The following is a 22581-nucleotide window of genomic DNA, read 5'->3' on the forward strand; positions in this document are numbered from 1 at the left end:
ATGCCGCGTCGGCGCATCGCACGGACAGTGACGGCGGTTATGGCAGCCGCGAAAAGGTGCGGGTCGCCAGCAGGGCCAGGGTGAATCCCGACGCGATGATCGCCGTCGCGCCGCCGACGTAGGCGATCACTGTGTTCGGCGAATCGTTCGCGGTGGAGGCGCTCTGGAAGGTGATCAGGAATGCCACCAGGGAGACCAAGAGGAAGGGCACGGCGATCCACCACCGGACGACGCCCGTGCGACGGGGCGCGGCGCCCGCAGCCTGTCGGCCGAACAGGCTCAAGGCGAGGCCGCCGGCGCAGCCCCAGAAGGCCACCACCAGCAGCGCCGCGACCACATCGCTGGGGCGGTGCCACTGGTTGGCCAGCGTCGAGACTCCGGCCAGGACGGTGAACGCTGTCCCCCAGGCCGCGACAGTCGGTCGTGATCGGGGGCTCGAGACGAGGAACACCGCGAGCGCCGACGCGGCCGCGACCGTTGTATGCCCGGACGGGAATGAGTTGCCTGCATAGCCCTCGACGCCGAAGTCGGGACGGCTGAGGATCACATATTTCAGCAGCTGGGTGGTCGCCGCCGCCGCGCCCGCGGCTCCGAAAGCGATCAGGAGTCCCAGCCAGTTGCGGCGGACGAGCGCGACGACGATGGTCAGCACGACTCCGATGACGCCGGACACCGTCGGCAGGGCGTCGAGCAACTGCTGCGCAAAGGGCGCCACGCTGCGCCGGCCGAACTCGGCGCCGTCGTACGCGAGCTGGTCCACGAGCTGTCCGTCGTGCGTGCGAACAAAGAACAGGTAGAGCACGATGAACACCGCGACCGAAGCGGATGCGGCCAGGAGGAAGACAAGAGGACGGATCATCGGGTGGGCACGCACCCTTCCACCTTCGCACAGGCTGCTGGGAGACCCTCCCGACATAGCGAAGGACCCGGCAGCTTCATCGGCTCCCGGGCCCTTCTCATCGGATTCGCATCCGGTGTTGATCGTTAATCTACGCCGATTCGCGTCGATCGCAAGGGGTTGTTTCAGACCAGGGCGAGAACTATCTTCCCGCGAAGATGTCCACGAGCAAGGTGGCCGTACGCGTCTCGCACGCGCTCCAGCGGATACACGGTGTCGATCGGGAGCACGATCTCGCCAGAGGCGACCAACGCGGCAACGACGCCCAGGTCGCCTGAGGTCGCGTCCGCACCGCCGATGTTGGTGATCCCGGCGTCCTCTTTGTGGCCGCGGGCGGCGATGGTGTTGATCCGGTTCCCTGGCACGCCCAGTTTCAGGGCGGCGTCGATCGTCGCCGGACCGTGGTTGTCGAGTGCCGCGGTGAGGCGCGGCGCGACCTTCCGAAGCCGGTCGACGAGGCCCTCGCCGTATTCCACCGGGATCACCCCGATGCTGCGCAGGAATTCGTGGTTGGCCGGGCTCGCCGTGCCGATGACCCGGGCGCCGGTGCGGAGCGCCAGCTGGGCAGCGAGCACGCCGACGCCGCCGGCCGCCGCGCTCACCAGCACAGTGTCGTGACTGCCGAGTCCCAGCGAGTGCACGCTGGCCCATGCCGTGCGCCCGGCGATGTCGAGGCATCCTGCGGTGTCGAAATCGAGTGCGTCCGGCATCCGGAGGAGCGTGTCGGGGTCCGTCACCACGAAGTCGGCCTGCGCGCACATCCGCTTGCCGCCGAACACCCGATCGCCGGCGTCGATGCCTGTGACGCCGTTGCCCACCTGGTCCACCACCCCGGCGAAGTCGTTCCCGTTCCCGCATGGCGGTGTGGCGTTGTACCGCGCGGCAGCCGGGCCGCCGTTCATGATCTTCCAGTCGACGATGTTCAGGCCGGCACTGTGCACCCGTACCCGGACCTCACCCGGACCGGCCTGGATCGGCTCATCGTCGACGACGCGCAGAACCTCGGTGCCACCGAACTTGTCGAAGCGAACGTAGCGTGCCATGCGCCCAGCCTAGACAGGTGCGAGCGGATGCCGCTCCTCCAGTTTTCCAGGTCGTGCCGGTCGCGGGCGGGGCCAGCGAGGACCCGGCTCTGGTGTTCGCTCAGGGCTAACGGTGTGTTGTGCAAGCATACTTGGCACTCTCGATCGACGAGTGCTAAATTAATCACAGTTGAGTCACCTCGACTCAACTCTCTAAACGAGTGCGAGTCGGGCCGGTCGGCCCGAAGAAAGCGAGTACAACAATGGCCATGAATTTCGACCCGTTCCGTGACCTCGACCGCATCGCCGGCGCGTTGATGGACTCGCGTGGGCCCCGCCTGATGCCGATGGATCTCTACCGAGAGGGCGACGTCTACATCCTGAGCGCAGACCTCCCCGGCATCGACCCGGGTTCCGTCGACATCGATGTGGACGGCCAGCTGCTGACCATCCGTGCCGAGCGCACCCTCGCGAACCATGAGGGTGTGAAGTGGCTCACCCGGGAACGCCAGGCCGGGTCGTTCCTGCGCCAGCTGAACCTGGGCCAGGGAATCGACATCGAGAAGATCGCCGCGAGCTACGACAACGGCGTGCTCAGCGTCTCGATCCCGGTGACCGAGAAGGCCAAGCCGCGCAAGATCGAGGTCACCTCAAGCGCTGAAGCGAACACGGTGACGGTGAAGGAGGGCGAGCACCAGATCACGAAGTAGACCGGGTGCCGCCAGCGAGCCTGCCGCGATGCGTCGCGGCAGGCTCGACACCTGCCAGCCCCCGTAGTGGGGCGTGGCGTACACTCAATGTTCATAAAGGCATGATCGAATAATGGTTAGTACCGTTAGTGCGCGCGCCGCAGAGTGCGTACTTACCAACGAATGGAAGCTCCGTGAGCAACCGAACGGCCGAGTATCCCCGGCCGGACCATTTCCTTCTCCACCTCAGTGACACGCACCTCCTCGCTGGTGAAAACCGGCTGTACGGTGCCGTGGACAGCACCAGGCACCTCGCCGAATTGTTCGACGAGCTCGAAGCCTCCGGCGGGCGCCCCGAGGCCATCGTCTTCACCGGCGACCTCGCGGACCGTGGTGAGCCGGGCGCCTACGACCGCTTGCGCGAGATCGTCGAGCCGGCCGCGGAGAGGCTGGGCGCCCAGGTGATCTGGGTGATGGGCAACCACGACGACCGGGCGGCGTTCCGCGCGAACCTGCTCGACGAGTTGCCGACGACGAACCCCATCGACGACGTGCAGGACATCAACGGCTTGCGCGTCATCACGCTGGACTCTTCCGTACCCGGCCACCACCATGGCGAGGTCAGTCCGGAACAACTGGACTGGCTGGCGAGCGAACTGGCCGTGCCGGCCCCGGATGGGACCATCCTCGCCATGCACCACCCGCCGGTGCCGAGCGTGCTTGACCTGGCGGCATCCGTTGAGTTGCGCGACCAGGCTCAACTGGCCCAGGTCCTGCGCGGCACCGATGTGCGCAGCATCATCGCCGGGCACCTGCACTACTCGTCGACCGCGACATTCGCCGGGATTCCCGTGTCGGTCGCCTCGGCGACCTGCTACACCCAGGACCTGAACGTGCCGGTCGGCGGCACCCGCGGCCGTGACGGCGCCCGCGCATTCAACCTCGTGCACGTCTACCCTGACACGGTGCTGCACTCCGTGGTGCCGCTCGGCTCCTACCCGGCGCTCGACTACATCGATCCGGATGAGAGCCAGCGCCGCCTCGCGGCCGCGGGCACGCAAATCAGGCCGGCGGGTACGCTTCCGGCATACCGGGAGCCACCCATGACCCGCCCGATCCGAGTTCTGCACTGACCGAACCCGAGATCGACGCCTGCCTGGCGAATTGGCGTTCGGCCAGGGCTTGGTTGCGCTGGTCCTGGAACTCGTGCTCCCACGGCGCCGGGAACGGGAAGTATCGCTCGAGGAACTCGGTGACCGCGGTGCGGCGCACGTCGTCGGAGATCTCGGGGAAGCTGCCGTCGTTGAGGCAGAACATGTCCTGGTCACGACGCTTGCCGAGCCGTTTCATCTGCCGCAGCGCCACCCGCAGGGTGGTTTCGACGTACATCGAGCGCGCCTGGGTCTGGGCGACCGCTCGGCCGGTCATCAGCGCGTAGTAGTGGTAGAACGAGTTCGTGACCGAGATGTCGGTCGCGGAGCGGAAGCGGCTCGCCGCGGTGCGGGCGAAGTCCTCGGGGAACTCACGCTCCATCTCCTGGAGCACACTCTTCCGCAGCGGAGCCGCGGTGTGCTCGAGGTGACGGGTGGTGACCTTCCCGAACCGCTGCCGCAGCAGGGCCCGGTTCACCCGGGCCGCGTTCTCGAAACCGCTCCGCGACGGGTCGTTCTCGCCCAGCCCGATGCGAGTGGATGCCTCGATGAATTTCGTCACGCCGCCCGGCGAGAAGAACAGCTCAGGTCCAACGGGACGCCCGAAGAACATGTCGTCGTTGGAATACAGGAAGTGCTCGGCCAGTCCCGGGATGTGGTGCAGCTGGCTTTCGACGGCGTGCGAATTGTGCGTCGGCAGAGCGCTGGTGTCGGTGAAGAAGTCGGCGCTCCGCATCAGCGTGACCCGCGGGTGGTCGGCCAGCCAGGCCGGGGCCGGCGAGTCGGTGGCGATGAAAATCCGCCGCACCCACGGCGCGAACAGGTACACGCTGCGCAGCGCGTATTTGAGTTCGTCGATCTGACGGAACCGCGCCTCCGACTCGTCGCCCTCGCCCACGACGTAGGCCTCCATGCGCTTGGCGCGCTCGCGCTGGAAGTCGGTGGACGACCCGTCGACCCAGGAGAACACGAGGTCGATGTCGAAGCTGATGTCGCTGGCCAGGTCGTCGAACATGTTCTGCAGTGTGCGCCAGGAGTGGCCGTAGAGCTCGACCGAGGTTTCACGGGCCTCCGAACGCGGCAGCCGGGTGCGCATGAGCGCGTTGACGACGGGGGCGATGATCTCCTCGTCGCCGAAACGCCAGAGCTCCAGTTGGAACGCCGTCTCCGCGCCATAGCGCAGCCGGCCGATCGGTTCGATCCGGGGCCGGTAGACCCGGAAAACGGATGCCTTCCGGTGCAACTGCAGGCCACCGTCGGCGAGGAGGGCCGGCTGGCCGGGCTTGCCGGTGGCTAGATCGAGGGGGCGCAGGTAGAACGGCTCATTCGCGAACGCTTCGGCCAGGACTTTGGAGAGCTTCTTGCGGCCCTTCCGGTCGACCGCGATGACCGGCCGGCCGCCGTCGCCGCGGACCAGGAGGAAGTCTATGTCGGCACGTTCCAGGGCGCCTCGCACCGCCAGCAGGTCCTTGATCATGGACTCCTGCGGCGTGAAGTGACCGTTGATCAGCGCGATCTCGCCTTTACGCACGACGACGTCGTCGCGGTCGAAGCGGCGAGTGCGGGCATCCGGGGTGACCAGGACGAGCTCCGGTTCGCGGCTCAACGACAGGAGCGGCATCGCGGCGGTGTCCAGGGTGATGGAGGCATCCGCCTGCCGGTCACCGGTCGGGTCGTACGCCTCGCCGTCCGCCGTCTGCGGGGCGCCGGCGATGGATTCGGGACGGAGTTCGCCTGATGCGTTCGATCGATCGATTATTGCCATGATCCTCCTCGGGAAATCGGGTCACCTGTTCGTGAGGTAACCACGTCGGACCCCGGTGAGTGCGTCCGCTTTCGCGGACGCCCGCGCTGCTTGTGCTTTCGGCGCTGAGGGCTGGTCAGCTGGCCGAAGGTGAGAGGCGCTTGCTTCAGTGTACGTCGCTTTGCTGTGTACTCCGAGGGGCGTCGTATTGCAGGTGTCGCGAGCGAGGGGTGCGACGCGGCGAGGTCAGAGTGCGCTGATCCCGAACAGGCCGATGATCAGGGCCATGATCAGCAACGTCACCAGTTCGTGCGCGATGTTGAGCACGGTGAGACCACTCGGCCGGCGGTCGAACGCATCGTGCGTGATCATTCGGGCAGCGGTGAAGCCGCCCCAGAGGATCAGCGCGGTCAGCAGTGTGTTGGCCAGGAAGCTGCCATGGTAAAAGTTCTGTGCGATGGCGGCGGAGCCGGCGAGCACCCAGGCGGTGATGAGGCTCACGACGACGGTTACGATGAGCGGCAACGCCGCACCCCTGCGCATGCTCTCCTCGTCGTGCCCGACGGCGCGCATCCAATAGCTGCCGAAGACCGGCTTGGCATACCAGATCGCGCCGACAACCATACTGGACACGGTGGCGAGCAGAACGGCCCAGATGTTGATCTCGGGAACCATGGTTCGTCCTTTCAGGGGAGGCAGGTCGTGTGGCTCGATGCTACTGTTCCCCGGCTCCATCGTGGGGACCAGCCGCCGGTCAGCGAGGCGTGTTCGCCGTGTCGTTGAGGTAGTCCGCGAGCACCCGCGCCTGGTTGTGCCGGGTGTCCTTGGCGCTGTAGACCAAAGTGGTGGGAGTGTTCGAGGCGTTGTTCTCGGCGACGCGCTCGCGCAGGTGGGCGAGCGCGTCCACGGTGGCCGGCTTCTCCTGGAGCTCGGCGCGGTAGCGGTCGGCAAAGTCGTCGAACCGGTCGGGGATGTGGCCGAACCGGGTGCGCAGTTCGGTGCTCGGCGCGACGTCCTTCAGCCATTCCTCGACGTGCGCGTTGGTTCTGGAGATGCCTCGCGGCCAGATCCGGTCGACGAGGATGCGGCATCCGTCGCCCGGTACTGCCGGCTCATACACGCGCTTGATCTCGACCACCATGACGCCAGTGTGGCCTTGCGCGGGCGGGAAGTCGACACTCGAGCCGATTGGGGCACGGCCAGAAGGCCGCGAGTGGTCGCCCTGCTAGGCGGTGGCGGCTGCCTCGCGGAGGCTCGCCGGGTCTGTGACGGGCAGTCGGCACACGAAATCGTGACAGAGGTAGGCGGTCGGCACGTGGTCGCGGCTGGGACGCTCGGCGAACAGCTCGAATCCCGCGTCGGCGAACATGCGGGCCTGTTCAGCGGTGACGGATGCGACCACGCTGCCGGCATACTGGCGGGCGACCGCGACCAGCCCGACCGGGTCAGGCGGGTGGTCGCCGGCCCCGTCGGGCGAGACGACGACCAGCTGCTCGATCGGTGCGGCCAGCCGTGCCATCAGTCGCAGGGCGGCACCGAAAGCCAGTGGTCTCGTGGGTGCGAGCGGACCGAGCAACCCCATCGCCGTGTGGGCAGCGGCCAGGTACCGGTGGTCGGCGGTCAGGAGGAACAGCGTGTGGGCGGCATCGGCCGTCGCCGTGAGCCCCGACGGATACGCACCCTCTGACGGGTCGAGCGCGATCGCCAGGCCCTGCGCGGCGAGCACCGGGTCGGCGCCGTTCGGCGTTCCGAACGGCGGTGTGACCCGGGGCGCCGTGTCGGTGGCTGCCGCTAGTGTGCTGTCAACCAACCGGCGCGCCGCGGTGGCGTAACCGGCGTCGCCGGTGGCCAGGGCAAGTTCGAGGAGGCCCGATGCGAACATGCCGTAGTCCTCCAGGGTGGCCTGCGCGGCGGACGTGCGGTCCCCGATCGAGGCGCGGACCAGGGTCCCGTCTGGCCCCTGGTGCTGGTGGAGCAGGAAGTCGGCCGCTCGACGGGCTGCCGCCGTGAGTTCTGGCGCGTCGAAGGTGAAACCCGCGCGGGCCAGGGCCTGGACGGCCAGTCCGTTCCAGCCGGTGAGGATCTTCTCGTCGCGCGCCGGTGGCGCCTGGGCGGCCCGGTCCTCTTCCTCGAGCGCGTAGTAGCCGCCTTCGGTGCGACGTCCGTCGACCGTGCTCTCCGAGTCCTGGGCGCTCGCAAAGCCGCCGCCAGGCATGCGCATCACGTCGGTCAGGAAACCGGCGATGCCCTCGGCGACCGCACGAGCCCATTGTTCACCGCTGTAGACCCAGGCGCGCGTGTACAGGCCGAGGAGTTGGGCGTTGTCGTATAGCATCCGTTCGTAGTGCGGGTCGCTCCAATCCCGGTTGACCGCGTAGCGGAAGAACCCGCCTTCGACCGGGTCGCGCAGCGGCGAGGCGCCCATCCGCTTGAGTGTGCGCAGGGCGAGCTCCCGGCCGTCAGGCCGCTCGAGCAGGAAGCCGAGCGTCGGCGCCGCCGGGAACTTGGGTGCTCCACCGAAACCACCGTAGGTCGTGTCTTCGTAGGCCCACAGTTCGGCCACCGTGCGCGCCAGTGCGGCGTCGTCCGGCAGGGCAACGGCCGGCGGGGCGACGCCGGCGTGTTCCGCGGCGTCAACCGGAGCGCGGCCCACGGCGACGAGTGCCGTCGCCAGCCGGTCGGCGATCTCCGTGACCTCCCCGCGGCGGCTGGTCCAGGCGTCCGTCACAGCCTCGAGCACCTGGCCGAACGACGGGCGTCCCACCAGCGGTTGCGGAGCGAAGTAGGTGCCGGCGTAGAAGGCCTTACCCTCCGGGGTCACGAAGACGTTCAACGGCCAGCCCAGGTTCTCGGTGAATGCGCCGGCGGCGGCGAGGTAGCTGGAGTCGACGTCCGGGTGCTCCTCGCGGTCCACCTTGATGCTCACGAACCGCTCGTTCAGGTATGCGGCGAGCGCCGGATCGCTGAAGCTCTCCCTCGCCATCACATGGCACCAGTGGCACGTCGAGTACCCGATGGACACGAGGACTGGGACGTCTCGCTCGGCCGCCTCCGCGAACGCCTCGGTGCCCCACTGGTGCCAGTCGACCGGATTGTCAGCATGGGAGCGCAGGTAGGGACTGATCGCATCAGCGAGGCGATTCGGCATGGTCCCATTCTGCTCCTACCGTCGATTCCGCCGGGGGACTATGCTGCAGGTCAGGAGAGTACCGGCTCGTGCCCGGGACAGAGTTGGCGCAGCGCTTGTGGACAGACGCGCAAACTGATGTGCATCTGCGGGGCGAGTTGCGCGCCTCCTATCGCGGGCGACATGACGTGCTCGACGCCCTCTGGTGGCGAGCACATCCGTCGACCCGTTCCCCGGGTGGTCGACCGGATCCGGCGACCGTCCTGCCCGAGCTTTTGGCCGAGGTCTACTCCCGCCGTTCGCTGAGCGAACCGCTCATCGAGTTCCTTGACCCGGTCAGCCGCCGTGCGGTGCGCGCTCCCCCACACGGCCAGGAGCTCCGTGCCCTCACCAGCGACCTGGCCGGCGACGCCGCCGCACTCGACACGGTCCTCCGGCTCTTCCAACACTACGGTCAGCCCGGGCACTCGAGTGCGCCAGGGCGGTCGGTGGATCGGCGTCCTCGTCGCCGGGGCGTGGCACGCGCGGGTGCGCAAGGCAGGCGCGCGGCCGCGAAATTGATGGCCGGAGGAGCCCTCGTCGGCGGAATGGTCATGACAGGCATCCTCGCGATGACCGGCGGGATGGGCGGCGCCCTGAGTCCCGGTCCCCCGAATTCCAACCCCTCCGCCGCGGCGGGCCGGGCCGGGGCCGACTCCATACCGGCCGTTCACGAGGATCCGTTCCGGATCTTCGACGCACCAGCCGAGTTCACGACCGGGGTCGCTCCCGTGCTCGGGCCGGAATTCCGGCCGCTCACGATTCGGAGCATCCCGCACGTTGCCGCAGCACGGGTGGGATTCCACCTGTTCGCGGCGCAGCGCGCCAACGGCACCTACTGCCTCGTCCTGCAGCAGCCCAAGGATGAAACCGACGTGGCCTGCGCGTCCCGGGCCAGCATCGAGCGCCGCGGCTTGCGCCTACAAGCTGTCGTCGTGCCGGAAGACCCGGGAAGCGCGTACCCGCAACCCTTCAATCCCCTCAGCGCGAGCATCGAGTGGAACCGTAACGGCGTCTTCACCGCCCATTTCGAACCCCTCTTCCCGTGAGCGTTCAACCAGGCGACGGAGAGGACGTGACTCGCGGAACCACGGCGCAGGCCCGTCTCGCACGTCGCCTCTGGGAGACCGCGCAAACGGATGCCACCGTGCTCATGAACCTCCGCGCCGCGTATCGCGGGCGGCATGACCTGGGGGACGCCCTCTGGTGGCGCGCCCATCCGCTGGCGCCGACCCCGGCCGGCGTGCCGGACCCCGCCGTTGCGCTTCGCCCGCTGCAGGACGCCGTGTTCTCGAAATCCGCCGATTCAGCCGCGTCAGGTCAGCGGGCAGGCAAAGCCGCGGAGCTGATCGCCCTCGCCGAGGAACTCGCCCGTGACGGCGCCGACCTGGACGCGGTCCTTGACCGGTTCGGCGACTGGGCCACAGACCCTGCGGAGCCGCCGGTCGGACGGCACGCCGACCGACCCTCCGCGCATCCTGTCGCCGATCCCTCCGCCGGATACCCGGACGACGGCCAGCCCGGTCAACCCGACCCTCCCCGGCACCACGCTCATTCGCTGCTCCTGGCCGCCGCCGGGGCGATCCTCGGCATCCTGGCGGCGCTCGGAATCCAGGCGCTCCAGGGTGAGCCGGAATCGACGGATGCGTCCGCCGGCTCCGAGGCCCCGGCCGGCTACCCCCAGACCCGCGGCGCCCACGCCGGTTCGGGCGCCGGCGGGACGGGCGAGTCCGGTCCCACGGGCACTGTGCTCCAGGTGTTCCTCCGGCCGTCGATATTCCCCGAGGGCGTGGTGCCGAATCTTGGACCGGGTATCGAGCCGGGGAGCATCCGACCGATCGCCCTGGACGCCTACCACGTGGGCTACCAGGTGTATGTCGCGCGCAACGCCGCGGGCGAGTATTGCCTGTTCCTGAGGTCTGGTTCGGAACTGACCGTCAGCACCTGCAGCGACCTGCCGCAACTCGTGCAGCACGGTGCGTGGGTGCAGAGCACGCTTCGCGGGGTGACGAACGACGCCGACGAACTGTCCTCCACGGTCACCGTGCGGGTGACCTGGGATCGGGACGGGAGCTTCCGCGCCCAGACCTACCCGCCTCTGGCCCGGCGTGACCAACCGCCGCCGATCAACCGCCTGTGAGTTCCTGCGCCACCAGCGTTGTGCGCCGGCGTTGCACGCGCATCCAGACCAGGAAGCCGACCAGGGTGAACCCGCCGTAGAACAGGTACAAGAGGGCCGAGGCATAGTATCCGGCGCTGACCAGCAGGGGCACGCCGACGATGTCAACGGCGATCCAGATCAGCCAGAATTCGGTCCAGCCCTTCGCCATGCCGTAGGTGGCCAGCAGCGACCCGGTGAAGATCCAGGCATCCGCCCAGACCGGTTCGAACGAGCCGAGACCCCGGAAGATCGGGGTGAGGATCAGGGTGCCGGCGACCATGCCGAGCACCAGGAAGAGACGGTTGCGCCCGCCGGCCCAGTGCGGCGCGACAGCGACCTGGACGCTTGAGTTCCGGGACGAGCGCCACTGGCACCAGCCGTACACCGAGACGGCGATGAACATCAGCTGTCGGCCCGCCTGCCCGTAGAGGTTGATCGGGTTCGGCGTGTGGAACACCGCGCCCAGGAAAACCGTGAACAACAGCGCATTGCCGATGATGCCCACCGGCCAGGCCCACACCTTGCGGCGCATCCCGCCAAGTGCGCTGGCCAGCCCGAACAGGTTGCCGATCACCTCACGCCACAGGATGACCTGGCCGCCGATGTGCAGCTGCGCATCGAACAACCACTCGATCGGGTTCATCCGCGCTCCTGCCTGGTCCGCTGTCCGACGCGCGTCGGCGCATCCGTCACCTCAAATCTAAGCCTTCACAGGTCGGCCCCTCGCCTGCCCCCACGCCGGGCGGCGTGATTGCTACCAGACGACGGCGGAGGAATCGGCGAACAGGCCGGTGGGGAGGCTCGCACGCACCAGCGGCAGCCCGCGTGAGATCGCCAGGCTGATCCGTCCCCGGAGCGCGTCGTCACTCACCCGGTAGTCGGTGAATTCGGAGTCCTTGGCGTAGACCCCGAGCGGGAGGGTGAGCGCCTGGAAGAAGCTGAACAGCGGGCGGAACTGGTGTTCCAGGATCAGCGCGTGCCGGTCGCTGCCGCCGGTGGCCGCCAGCAGCACCGGCTTGTCGACGAGGGCGTACTGGTCCACGAAATCGAACACGTGCTTGAACAGCCCGGTGAACGAGGCCCGATAGACCGGGGATGCCACGATCAGGAGGTCGGCTCCCTCGATCTTCTGCAGCTCGTTCTCGGCCAGAGCGGAGAGTTCGCCGCGGTTCAGTGCGCCGGAGAAGTCGCGGCCGACCTGGCTGAGTTCGATCAGGTGCACGTCGATCGCGAGCTCCAGGGCGAGCGCGTCCAGAATCTCGCGCACGAGCGCGGTGGTCTTCGACGGCGCGTGCAGGCTTCCGGAGACGGCGACGACGTTCAGGGTGTACGACATAGTTCGACGCTAGGCGTGCCCCGCGGATGTTGCCACCCGCGTCGACACACGACGTAAGAGTCGGCGTCTACTCGACCGTGTTGGGGTCGCCACCGACCCGTCCCGCGCGCTCGAGCGCGCTGATTGCTGCCACCTCGGACGGGCTCAACTCGAATCCGAGCACGTCGAAGTTCTCCGCCATCCGCTCCCGCCGGTTCGACTTCGGGAAGACGATATTGCCGGTCTGCAGGTGCCAGCGGATGATCACCTGGGCTGGCGTCGCGCCGTGCGCCTCAGCGGCAACGGCGACCGCCGTCGCCTCGAATAGCGGGTACTTGCCCTGGCCGAGCGGCCCCCACGCTTCGACCTGGATACCGTGCGCACGGGAAAAGGCGGTGACCTCTGGCTGCTGGTGGGCGGGGTGGAGCTCGATCTGGTTGACGGCCGGTACGACATCCGTCTCGCCGAAGAGGCGTTTCAAGTGCGGCACCAGGAAGTTCGAGACGCCGATCGACCGGGCGCGGCCGGAGGCCTGGATCTGCTCCAGCGCCTTCCAGCTTTCGACGTAGCGGTCCTGCGCGGGCGACGGCCAGTGGATCAGGTAGAGGTCCACATAGTCGAGGCCTAGTTTCTCCAGGCTCTCGTCGAACGCGTCGAAGGCGGATTGCGTGCCCTGGCGGTCGTTGTACAACTTCGTCGTGACGAAAAGTTCCGCGCGGTCGATACCCGAGTTGGCCAGCGCGTCGCCGACTCCGGCCTCGTTGCCGTACGCCGCCGCCGTGTCGATGTGGCGGTAGCCCACCTCGAGCGCATCGGTCACAATGCGCGTGGTCGCCGGCGGGTCGACCTTGAATACCCCGAAGCCCAGCTGCGGGATCGTGTGGCCGTCGTTGAGGGTGAGGGTGGGAACCGGTTTCGTCATCGCCCCAGCCTAGGCTGCGTCCAAAGATGGTGCTTGACGTAGCGGATGCCACTGGCCAAAGTTGGGATTGTCGCGACTGAGCCGATTGAGCGCCGGCTGAACCACCCGGTCCTCCGACACCGCACAACACCGGCTGCGACATCGGGGATGACGGACACCAGGCGACACATTTCGATCGTGGGAAGGCTGGGCGTCTCCCCGCTTGTCTCGCTGACGCTCCCCGCCCGGCGCATCCTCGTCTTCCTGGCCCTGCACTCCGATTCGGTGTCGCGGGGTGTCGCCGCCGGCGAATTGTGGCCGGACCAGCCGGAGGCGCATGCCCGCGCGAATCTGCGCCGGGCCCTCTGGCAGTCCCCTCCGGGGTGGGTCCTCTCCAGTGCGGATGACCTCATGATTGACGCCGTCGTGGACCTTCCGGTCGCGCGCGGCATCGCCGTCCGGGCGCTCGACGGGAGCGCACTGACGCTCGCCGAGATCGAGCTCCTGTCCGTGGATCTGCTCCCCGGATGGCACGAGGAATGGGTGGTCAGCGCGCAAGAGACCTTCCATCTGCTGCGGGTGCAGGCGCTCGAGGCCGCCTGCCTGTCGATGGCGACGGCCGGCCAGCATGCGCTGGCAACACAGGCCGGCATGGCCGCCCTGACCGCCGAGCCGCTCCGGGAATCCGCCGCTGCCGCTCTGATCCGCGCGCATCTCCTGGAGGGCAACCGGTACGCTGCAGCTCGCCGGTTCCACGACTTCTGCCGGGTGCTTCACTCCGAGCTGGGGGTGGCGCCGAACGCCGCCCTGGTCGCGGCGCTGGGCGACGCGGCCACGAGGCCCACTGGTCCCGCGTGACACGACGCTACGCGGACGCGCGGGCGACGGCGAGCGGATGCCCTGCGGACGCTCCAGGGACGGCAGCACGTCGCCGCCGGACACGGCGGAGGACGGCCGCGGTGGTGCACTGGACGTGCAGCCGATGACCCGGCCGCCTGGCACGGCGGTCGACCGGGCTGTGGAACGGAGCGTTCTGATGTCCACGATCCAGGAGCCGGCCGCAGAGGCGGAGTGGGAGACCCAACCATTCGGTGAGGGACCGTTCGCCGAGACCGAGACGGTATCGGAACCACGCATTCCTGCAGCGCTCGGCTTCCTGCCCTGGACGGAGAGCCTGAGCCCCTTCAACGAAGGGGAGTTCCAGGAGGATCGTGCAGACGAGACCGACCGCGCCCTGGGCGAGGCGTTCGCCGAGCTGCGGGACGAGGCCTTCGACGAGGCGCTCAGTGATCTCGTCGCCGAAACCGAGGACGTGGTCGGACAACGGTTCTCGGACGAGTCGTCAGCGTCAGCCGGAGCGGCGAAGGAGCAGCTCGCGAGCGCCCACCTGTCGCCGATCCAGTTCGAGGCCGAGAACTATCTCGACCGGCTCGTCGACGGGCTGTCCGGCCTGGATCTTGCCTCCCTCGACCAGGATCACCTCAACGAGGTCCTGGACCGATTCGACCCGGCGACCGCACCCGGGTCGCCGGCCGGCGAGCAGTTCCTCGGCTCCCTGATCAAGAAGGCGAAGAGCGTCGCGAGTTTCGCGGTGAAGACGGCGGCCCAGGCCGCGAGCGGCGTGGCCGGACGACTGGTCGGCATCGCACTCCAGCGCCTGCGCGCGCTGATCCGACCGCTTCTGAAGCGGGTGCTCTCCTTCGCCATCGGGAGGCTCCCCGAACCGCTGCGAGCTCCGGCCCGACTGGTCGCGGGCAAGCTCACCGGCGAACGCGACGCCCTGTCCGAGGGCGAGGGCGAGGACTACGCGTTCTCGCCCGCCCAGGCGACCGATGTCGAATCCCTGGCCGAATCCTTCGACGCGGCCCTCGCTGAGGGCATAGTGGGTGACGGGGCACCAGGCGAACTCGAGTCCTTCGCCGGTGACACCGAACGCGACGGCGGCGAGGGCGGCGAGGCCCCCGAAAGCCGGGAGCTCGAGGCCCTGGCCGAGGCGCGCGGCCAGCTCATCGACACCCTCGAACGGGCGGGCGACGGTGAAGACATCGCCCCGGCGGTCGAACAGTTCGTTCCGGCGCTCCTCGGGGCCCTGAGGGTGGGCATCAACCTCGTCGGCCGGCCCCGTGTCGTCGGTTTCCTGGCCGGCTACCTCGCGAAGCTCGTCGGGCGCTGGGTGGGACCCCAGGTGGCCGCGCCGCTCTCCACGGCCATCGTCGATACCGGCCTCCGCCTGGTCTCGCTCGAGCAGCCCGAGGCCGAACCAGACCGCGAAGCCGTGCCCGCCATGCTCGCCGCCACCATCGAAGACACGGCGCGCCGCCTGGCCGAGACCGAGGACTACGTGCTCGAGGACGAAGACCTCATGCAGCTGGCCACCGCCGAGGCGTTCGAACGCGCGGTCGCCACCAACTTCCCGCACACCTACGTGCGGCCCAACCTGCGCCGGGCCCCGACGCTCGGCGGCAGGTTCGTGACCCGGCGCCCCCGGAGCGCGCGGCCCTACCGGCGCTACAACCGGATGCCGGAGGTCGAGTTGACCGCGGCGATCGCCGACCGCATTCCCACCTTCGGCGGGGTCACCCTCGCGGCCACCCTGCGCGCTGCAGGAGTCTCGTTACCGATGAAGGCGCGACTGCAGATCTTCGAGGCGACAGTCGGAACATCGCTGCGCCGGATCGCGGCGATCGAGCGGGGCCGGCGCACGGGCAGCCGGATCTCATCGACCCAGCTGCACCCGCTCACGCCCGCGGCGGCCGGGCTTCTGCTGCGCGAGCCAGGGCTGGGCGTGTCCGTGGCTGCAGCGTTCCTGCGCAGCCGCCAGCGTGTCGCAGCCGGCCAGCGATTCTTCTACCTCGAGCCGCTCACCGCCGCCGGCACGCCCACCCCCGGGCCCATGGGCGGGTCGGCCGCGCAGCGCACCGCCCCGAGTCAGGGCTGGATCCTGGTGGACACCGCGGGGTCCCGCATCGCGGTCGCGCTGTATTTCTCCGAGACCGATGCCCAACAGGTCGCCGGGGGCGTGCGCACCGGGCGACCGGCAGCGACGCTGCTCCCCGCCCTCACCACCGCCTACGACAGCGCCGCGCGCTCCTTCGGTTCCGGGGACGGCCGGGTGCGGATCCTCACCGAACGGGACGAGAGCGAGGCGTCGGCCGGCGATGCCCTCAGCCGGCTGATGCCGCCGGTCGCGACCGCGCTCCGACGAGCGCTCCGGTCCTGGCTGTTGCCGGTGCTGGCGGAGTGGACCAGGTCACGCGCCGCGGAATTCGTGCAGGCTGCCGCGAACCCGGCCAGCGGAGTCACCGTCACGATCACCCTGTCCGGGGTACCAGGGCTCGGCGTGGTGCGGGATGCGCTGCGCGGCACGCTGCCCGGCACGTCACTCCAGTCCGTCACCTCCGGCAGCGCCTTCCGCGGCACGCCGAGCGGCGCAGTCACGGTGCAAGCGGGAAAGCACCGACCGTGATCACGCTCCCCGCGGCATCCGCTCGCCTCGCCGTCGATGACCTCGAGCGCCAGACGGCGCACTGGCTCGCCGCAGCGACCACCTTCCTCGACGCTGAAGAGTTCGCCGCCGAACCCGCCTGGCGCTCAGTGGAGGCCCAGGTCGGCCTGCCGCTTCGACGGCAGCTGGCACACATCGTCACCGACCTCATCGCGTCCGGCCGGTCGGCCACCGCACTGATCCGGGCCGCGCGGCTGGACCCGCGCCGACTCGATGCCGCCGCCCGGGCCGTGCAGTCTTTCCGCCGGCGTTACGCGCAGGTGGAGGTGACGCTGGACTTCTTCGGTGACGCCGTCAACTCGCGCACCAGCGGACAGCTTCGCGCGGCCCTGCAGACCCTCGACCGGCTCGCCGAGGACAGCATGGCACCGGTTCTGGCCCAAGCCGGGCAACTGCCGGTGCCGGTGCTGGTGTACCTCGACAAGGGCATGGGCGCATCGATTCTCCGGGCCGGGATCAGGCTGTGGGCGCCCGGGAGCGTGAACCCGGTCGCGGCGATCAAGATCGTGCGGCACAACCTCTACCGGCCCACCTCGTTGTTCCACGAGTCCGGCCACCAGGTTGCCTTCCTCACCGGCTGGGTGCCCTCCGTTCGAGCGTCGATCACCGCCGCCCTCGACGGCGACCCTGAGCTGCAATCGATGTGGGCGCCGTGGAGCTCGGAGATCGCGGCCGACGTGTTCGCGTTCGTGCACACCGGTTTCGCCTCCGTCACCGCGTTGTACGACGTGGTCGGCGACGCCCGGAGCATCCTGCGCTGGCCGGTCGGCGACCCTCATCCGATCGGTTACCTCCGCACCCTTCTCGGCTGCGCCCTGTGCCGGTGCGTGTTCGGCCCCGGCTCCTGGGACGCACTGGAGCAAGCCGTCGCGGTGTCCCACCCGGTCGAGCGGGCGGACCCGACGGTGCGGGCGCTCGTGGCGCGGTCGCGTTCTCGGCTGAACGCCATCGCCCTGGCCTGCCTGGGCTCGCCCGTTCCGGGCCTCGGCGGCCGGCCGATGACCAGCGTGGTCGATCCGACCCGGGTCTCGCCCAGCGCGCTCGCGGACCTCGAGCATGACGCCGGTGCGTCCCTGTGGGTGTCACCGCATTGGCGACGCACCGAGGGCATCCGTTTGATCGCACTGGCGGGCCTGCGCGAAGCAGAGCGCCCGTTGGACGCGGCCCTGTGGATCGCACGGGCGCGCGACTGGATGACCGCCGAGCCGCCGAGTGCCCGGGCGGCGTAAGAAACCTGGATCGGAGTAGAAATGTCTGACACGAGCGGTTCCGGCGCAGCGAAGCAGTCCGCGAGGACGCTTGCCGCCGCCTACGCCGAAATCGACAAGCTCAAGGAGAGCAACGAACGCCTGTTCGAGGAGCTGCAGCTGCTGGGCGGCTTCGGCACCCTGATCAACGTGCTCCAAAACGGTTTGACGGATGTCGTCGGCGAGTTGCAGCCGCTGCGGGACCTCGCCGCGTCAGCGCCGGGAAACACCCAGGCCGGCACCCCGCTCGACGCGTGCGCCTCGAACCGGTTGAACACTCTCCGGGTGTCGTTGGACCGGGTGAAGAGCGACAGCTACGACATCGCGCTCGACGAGCGGGATGTCGGATTCCTCCACGACACACCGGGCGGTCCATACCCGTGCGGCCCCATCCTGTACGAAACCACCGGAACGGGAGAATTATCATGATTCCGCAGCTCGTCAATCGCCTGGTCAACCCTCCGGGCGCCATTCCGCCGCTCTCGCCCGCTGACGCGGCCGCCGCGGTCATCGGTGCGGACCCGTTCGACCTCGTGCTCTACCTGGAGCAGGTTTGGAACGCCGCCGACGTGTGGGCGCCGAACGGGCCGCCCGCCGGCCCGGCGCGCCGCGGCCTCTTTGCAACGGGCGCGTTCGCGGCGTACGACCCGCTGGTGAACCCGGCGTGGGACCATCTCGGCTACGCCTACGTTCTCGAGAACACGCGGATGGTGCAGATCATGCGCCGTGTCGTGCGGGAGTTCCGGTCCGGCGAGGGGCTGGGAGTGCCGTCGGTGGCGACGCAGCGGTGGCTGGACGCGACCGAGACCATCCTGTTCCAGGCGCCCAACCCGGTGCCCGCGTGGCTGTCGACGAGCGCGGTGCGACCGGACCCTGAGGCCGTGCGGCGGAACGCTTATTGGCGCCTGTTCGGCATGGATCTCGCGTTCGGATACGACGACAACAAGCCGTTCGTCTATGACAAGGCGCTCGCCGCGAATACGACCTTCGTCGGCCTGTTCGAGGAGCTCCTGTACGAGCTGTGGCAGGCCATCACCAACCTCCGCAACCAGTCCGGTGTGAACTCCGCTGACGACGACAGGATCTTCCGCCTCGCCGAGCAGCTGAAGTTCCTGCTGCGGTCCCGGCGCCAGAAGGCCATGCTCGCCCGGGAGGAGCTGATCGCGTGCCTGGTGCTCGGCTGGCTCAGTCTCAGCCTGGACACCAACACCCCGGTCGTCGTGGACCTGCGGGCGCAGGCCACGAGTCCGGCCGACCGCCTGCGCATCATCGGTGAACGGGTGGGGATGGCCCCGCACAGCCGGTCGGCGGCGCTGATCTCGATGGCCGACGACCTATCGCTCCTGCTGCGCACCCTCGAGGCCGACATCGTCACCGGCCCGGAATTCGCCTGGGTGTTGTACGCGTCGACCCCACCCCTCAACTCGACCGTGGTCCCGCTCGGGCCCACCAGCCGCCGGGTGATCACGGAGTGGTCGTCCGCGACAGGTCGCGACATGAAAGCCAGGAAGGCGCCGGTCGCCGTGCAGGGTCGGTCGCCGGTGCTCACGCGATAGCGCGGGAACCGGCACAGCCAGTGGACTGAGGAAGGGCGGGAATCCAGCATGTACGACACACGCACCGGAGAGGCCGGATGGACGGAGTCCGGGTTTGAATCGCCGTTCAACGAGGCAGTCGTCGGGCCGGGGGCGGGCGCGACCCCGGAGCCCCGGGAGTCCCTGGAGGAATCCGGCGAGGTCGAGGATTCGGAGGTGTTCGAGGCGCTCGGCTCCGAGTGGCGGGGCCAGGCCGGAGCGGCGTTCGAAGGGCCGGCGTTCGAAGGGGAGGGATTCCCCTCCGGTCTCGTCCTCCCGTCGGGAACGGGCGCCACCGGCGAGCGGGCGGAGCACTGGGACCCGCACAACACCGGTCTGCCGCTGCTGGCCACGGGGCCGGCCGTGCGCTCGCAGAGACTCTCCGACCATTTCACGGTCGGGGAACTCGTGAGAAGCGGAGGACGGTTCGCGGATGTCGCGCGCATCTCGCCCGCGTTGGTGCGGCTTCTGGAGGCGATGCGGGTTCGCAGCGGCAAAGCCGTGACCATCACCTCCGGATACCGGTCGTGGGCCAGGAACAAGCAGGTCTACGCCGGATACGGCAAGACGGCGACGCTCAGCCGGCATTGCTCCGGGCAGGCGGCGGACGTCCGCATCGCTGGGATGAGTGGACTGGAGATCGCCAAACTCGCGCTCGACGTCGGGGGCCGCAACCTGGGAGTCGGAATCGGCGGCACCTACGCGCACGTCGATGTGCGTGGCAGCTGGGCCTACTGGACCTACCTGTCCGGCGACGCCGGACGCCGGGCGAAGGAAGCGATTGCCGCCTATCGTGCCCAGCTCCGCCCGGCGACCGGGCAGATTCCACCGGTCGCGCCGGTGCCACTCCCCCAGCCGGTGGTTCCTGCCGGGTCGACGGACACGACGGGAGCCGGGCAACTGGTCGTGCGCGAGCATCCGTTGCTGGCCGGGCACGCCGGAACTCACCCTGACCTGATGCTGGGGTGGAACGGGATGTCACGTCCGGCCGCAATCGACGTCGTGGTGCACCTGCACGGCTTCTCACCGAGCGGGCGGGCGATGGATCTGGCGCGGGAAAAGGCACCGGCCAGCGGTCTGGACCTGGCCGGGCGCTCCCGGCCGACACTGACGGTGCTTCCGCGCGGGAACTTCTACGGCGGAGACAGCGGGCGGGGCTACTCGTTCCCCGCGCTCGTGAAGCCCGGGGCCCTCGCACGATTGTGCGCTGACGCCCTGGCCCGGTTCACCGCCCAGACCGGGGTGAGCGCGCCGGCGGGGCGGCTCATCCTCACCGCGCATTCGGGCGGCGGGGCGCCCCTGACCGCGATCCTCGCCCACACCGACCCGGACGAGGTGTACATCTTCGACGGCCTGTACAACTCCGGCGCGGCGGTGAGCACCTGGGCGCTTGGGCGCCTCACCCGGGAACTCGCCCAGCCGTCCGCGGTGCCGCCGGCACTGCGGGTGTTCTATCGCGCCGGGACGGCCAAGCGCCCCGGGACCCAGCGCAACAGCGAGGCGGTCGGAGGCTCACTCTGCGCGCCGCTTGGTGCTGCGTCCGTACCCGATCGGCTGCGGGCCCGCTTCCGGGTCGAGCTGACCACGACCAAGCACGATGACATTCCCGGCGCGTACGGCGGGCTGTTGCTCGGGGACGCCGGAGCGGATGTCCCTGGCACGACCCGGTTCCGTTGCGGCGGCTCCCCCGCCCGCGAAACCGAGGTCGGCGGGGAGTGGCTTGAGGCATCCGCCGAACAGACGGGCGAGTCCGAGGCGTGGCTGGAACCGGAAGGGTACGAAGCTGAAGGCTACGTCACCGAAGGGGAAGGTTACGACAGCGAGGCCGACGAGGCACAGGGCTATGAAGCACAAGGCTACGAGGCTCAGGGGTACGAAGCTCAGGGGTACGAGACCCCTGGCTACCAGCCCGAGGGATACGAGACCCCGGGCTACCAAGCCGAGGGATTCGAGACCCCGGGCTACCAAGCCGAGGGGTACGAGACCCCGGGCTACCAAGCCGAGGGATACGAGACCCAGGAATACGAGACCGAAGGATACGAGACCGAGGGCAACGAGACTGAGGGCAACGAGAACGATGAGCTCGCCGGGTACGAATTCGAGGACAAACCGGTGAAGACGGTCTGCGGCTTCTTCGCCCCGACGGTGCCCGTGGTCTCCGAGACGACTATCCGACAGAAGGTCGTGGCCGCCGCCCGCGCGGAGCAGGCGCTGTGGACCAGCTCCGCATCCGCTCTGCTGCCGGAGTCCGGCTCGTCGACGTTCGGGCACCTGATCCGCTACTGGCTGTCTGAGCAGTCGGGGATCCCGGCCGCAAATCTCGTCGTCATCGCGGCCCGGACCCCGAACACCACCTATGGGGCGACGCTCCTCGGTGCGGCCACGATCGCCCCTGCGGCGGTCAACGCTGCGGCGCGGCGGATCGCCCGGCTCCTCATCCGATCGTTGCCGTTGCCCGGCACCCCGGCAAACCTCGAAAACCTGGTCGTGGAGGCCATCCTGGCCGCGCGCCGCAGCAAGCTCGACGCCATCGCCTGGAGCGCCGCGTTCATCAACAGTTGCGTGCGCCGGGCGGGAATGCAGCTGAACCTCCAGGGCCTCACCGGCGGGGGCGAGGAAACCCTGCTCAAACTGTCGCCGCTCGGGCGTCACTGGGAGTACCTGCTCGAGGCCCATCGACGCAGGTTCGGCTGCCAGACCTCACCGACGACGTTCGATGCCAGTTGCCGTCGGAACGGCACCTACCACGCGTTCCGCACCACGGAACATGTACCCCAGACCGGCGACATCATCGTGCAGGACCGGAACGCGAACTCCGCGGCGGCGTTGCTCACATTCGATCACATCCCGGGACTGACGGGATTGGAGATGCACGCGGACATCGTCGTCGACGTGCAGCCCACATTCGTTGAGACGATCGGCGGAAACGTCGGGAACACGGTCAGGCGGCGGCGATACCCGGTCGATGCGACGGGATTCCTCGTCGTCTCACAGTTGCAACGCTTTGTCGGCCAGAACACGAACGGGTCGTTCCCGGCCATGCCCGCCGCGGCCGCCGCGCCGCCTCCGGCTGTTCTCCCCGGCGAGAGCACCGCCCGAATCGTCGCCGTGCTCCGGCCTGTGCAGCAGTGCCGAACCGTGCTCGCCTGAGTTCCGGCCCCGTCCGCTGAAGTACGTATATAACACCTTCGTCGTGCACACGAAGGTG

The 22581-nt window shown here is 68.9% G+C and carries 19 protein-coding genes; 10 read left to right on the forward strand and 9 right to left on the reverse strand.

The window, feature by feature from the left end; all coding sequences use genetic code 11:
• Window positions 1-37 precede the first annotated feature (37 nt).
• Window positions 38-859 (reverse strand): phosphatase PAP2 family protein, encoded by an 822-nt coding sequence (locus tag AB4Y94_RS07890; protein WP_441727071.1) that lies wholly within the window; start codon window positions 857-859, stop codon window positions 38-40.
• 164 nt (window positions 860-1023) lie between these two features.
• Window positions 1024-1941 carry an NADP-dependent oxidoreductase gene (locus AB4Y94_RS07895; protein WP_441727073.1) on the reverse strand — a complete coding sequence of 306 codons (918 nt, stop codon included), beginning with the start codon at window positions 1939-1941 and terminating at the stop codon, window positions 1024-1026.
• A 242-nt stretch (window positions 1942-2183) separates the two neighbouring features.
• On the opposite strand from AB4Y94_RS07895, the gene AB4Y94_RS07900 reads away from it, so the two are divergent.
• Both AB4Y94_RS07900 and AB4Y94_RS07905 read left to right on the forward strand, forming a co-directional pair.
• The gene (locus AB4Y94_RS07900) at window positions 2184-2630 is read left to right on the forward strand and encodes an Hsp20/alpha crystallin family protein (RefSeq protein WP_441727075.1); all 447 of its coding nucleotides are present in this window, start codon (window positions 2184-2186) and stop codon (window positions 2628-2630) included.
• A 173-nt stretch (window positions 2631-2803) separates the two neighbouring features.
• The gene (locus AB4Y94_RS07905; RefSeq protein WP_441727077.1) at window positions 2804-3742 is read left to right on the forward strand and encodes a phosphodiesterase; all 939 of its coding nucleotides are present in this window, start codon (window positions 2804-2806) and stop codon (window positions 3740-3742) included.
• On the opposite strand, the gene AB4Y94_RS07910 is transcribed toward AB4Y94_RS07905, so the two are convergent.
• From AB4Y94_RS07910 to AB4Y94_RS07925, 4 genes are all read right to left on the reverse strand, one after another.
• Entirely contained in the window at window positions 3672-5381 is a 1710-nt protein-coding gene (locus tag AB4Y94_RS07910) for a stealth family protein (RefSeq protein ID WP_441727197.1), read from the reverse strand. The genes AB4Y94_RS07905 and AB4Y94_RS07910 overlap by 71 nt on opposite strands.
• Before the next feature lie 369 nt (window positions 5382-5750).
• Window positions 5751-6179: a DUF1761 domain-containing protein gene (locus tag AB4Y94_RS07915; RefSeq protein WP_441727079.1), complete on the reverse strand. Its 429-nt coding sequence runs from the start codon at window positions 6177-6179 to the stop codon at window positions 5751-5753.
• A gap of 79 nt (window positions 6180-6258) precedes the next feature.
• Window positions 6259-6645: a DUF488 domain-containing protein gene (locus AB4Y94_RS07920; RefSeq protein WP_441727081.1), complete on the reverse strand. Its 387-nt coding sequence runs from the start codon at window positions 6643-6645 to the stop codon at window positions 6259-6261.
• Window positions 6646-6729: 84 nt separating this feature from the next.
• Window positions 6730-8652 carry a thioredoxin domain-containing protein gene (locus AB4Y94_RS07925; protein ID WP_441727082.1) on the reverse strand — a complete coding sequence of 641 codons (1923 nt, stop codon included), beginning with the start codon at window positions 8650-8652 and terminating at the stop codon, window positions 6730-6732.
• Window positions 8653-8819: 167 nt separating this feature from the next.
• Between AB4Y94_RS07925 and AB4Y94_RS07930 the strand changes: the two genes are divergently transcribed.
• Window positions 8820-9719, forward strand: coding sequence for a hypothetical protein (locus tag AB4Y94_RS07930; protein ID WP_441727084.1), 900 nt, complete (start codon window positions 8820-8822; stop codon window positions 9717-9719).
• Between the two features lie 26 nt (window positions 9720-9745).
• Window positions 9746-10810 carry a hypothetical protein gene (locus AB4Y94_RS07935; protein ID WP_441727086.1) on the forward strand — a complete coding sequence of 355 codons (1065 nt, stop codon included), beginning with the start codon at window positions 9746-9748 and terminating at the stop codon, window positions 10808-10810.
• On the opposite strand, the gene pnuC is transcribed toward AB4Y94_RS07935, so the two are convergent.
• The 3 genes from pnuC to AB4Y94_RS07950 all read right to left on the reverse strand — a co-directional run bounded on the left by pnuC (window position 10797) and on the right by AB4Y94_RS07950 (window position 13068).
• Window positions 10797-11474 (reverse strand): nicotinamide riboside transporter PnuC, encoded by a 678-nt coding sequence (gene pnuC, locus AB4Y94_RS07940; protein WP_441727088.1) that lies wholly within the window; start codon window positions 11472-11474, stop codon window positions 10797-10799. The genes AB4Y94_RS07935 and pnuC overlap by 14 nt on opposite strands.
• A 111-nt stretch (window positions 11475-11585) precedes the next feature.
• On the reverse strand, window positions 11586-12167 hold the full coding sequence (gene msuE, locus AB4Y94_RS07945; RefSeq protein WP_441727090.1) for an FMN reductase: 582 nt from the start codon (window positions 12165-12167) through the stop codon (window positions 11586-11588).
• Window positions 12168-12234: 67 nt separating this feature from the next.
• The gene (locus tag AB4Y94_RS07950; RefSeq protein WP_441727092.1) at window positions 12235-13068 is read right to left on the reverse strand and encodes an aldo/keto reductase; all 834 of its coding nucleotides are present in this window, start codon (window positions 13066-13068) and stop codon (window positions 12235-12237) included.
• Window positions 13069-13245: 177 nt separating this feature from the next.
• Between AB4Y94_RS07950 and AB4Y94_RS07955 the strand changes: the two genes are divergently transcribed.
• From AB4Y94_RS07955 to AB4Y94_RS07980, 6 genes are all read left to right on the forward strand, one after another.
• On the forward strand, window positions 13246-13905 hold the full coding sequence (locus tag AB4Y94_RS07955; protein ID WP_441727093.1) for an AfsR/SARP family transcriptional regulator: 660 nt from the start codon (window positions 13246-13248) through the stop codon (window positions 13903-13905).
• Window positions 13906-14083: 178 nt separating this feature from the next.
• Window positions 14084-16513, forward strand: a complete 2430-nt coding sequence (locus AB4Y94_RS07960; protein ID WP_441727095.1) for a hypothetical protein — start codon at window positions 14084-14086, stop codon at window positions 16511-16513.
• The gene (locus tag AB4Y94_RS07965) at window positions 16510-17781 is read left to right on the forward strand and encodes a hypothetical protein (RefSeq protein WP_441727097.1); all 1272 of its coding nucleotides are present in this window, start codon (window positions 16510-16512) and stop codon (window positions 17779-17781) included. Before AB4Y94_RS07960 ends, AB4Y94_RS07965 begins: the two co-directional genes overlap by 4 nt.
• A gap of 21 nt (window positions 17782-17802) precedes the next feature.
• Window positions 17803-18228, forward strand: a complete 426-nt coding sequence (locus tag AB4Y94_RS07970; protein WP_441727099.1) for a hypothetical protein — start codon at window positions 17803-17805, stop codon at window positions 18226-18228.
• Window positions 18225-19355, forward strand: a complete 1131-nt coding sequence (locus AB4Y94_RS07975; protein ID WP_441727101.1) for a hypothetical protein — start codon at window positions 18225-18227, stop codon at window positions 19353-19355. The genes AB4Y94_RS07970 and AB4Y94_RS07975 overlap by 4 nt, the downstream gene beginning before the upstream one ends.
• 48 nt (window positions 19356-19403) lie before the next feature.
• Complete coding sequence (locus tag AB4Y94_RS07980) at window positions 19404-22523, forward strand: DUF2272 domain-containing protein (protein ID WP_441727103.1); 3120 nt, start codon at window positions 19404-19406, stop codon at window positions 22521-22523.
• The last annotated feature ends 58 nt before the right edge of the window (window positions 22524-22581 follow it).

Origin of the sequence: Glaciibacter sp. 2TAF33, assembly GCF_052114945.1 — a bacterium.
GTDB lineage: Bacteria > Actinomycetota > Actinomycetes > Actinomycetales > Microbacteriaceae > Cryobacterium.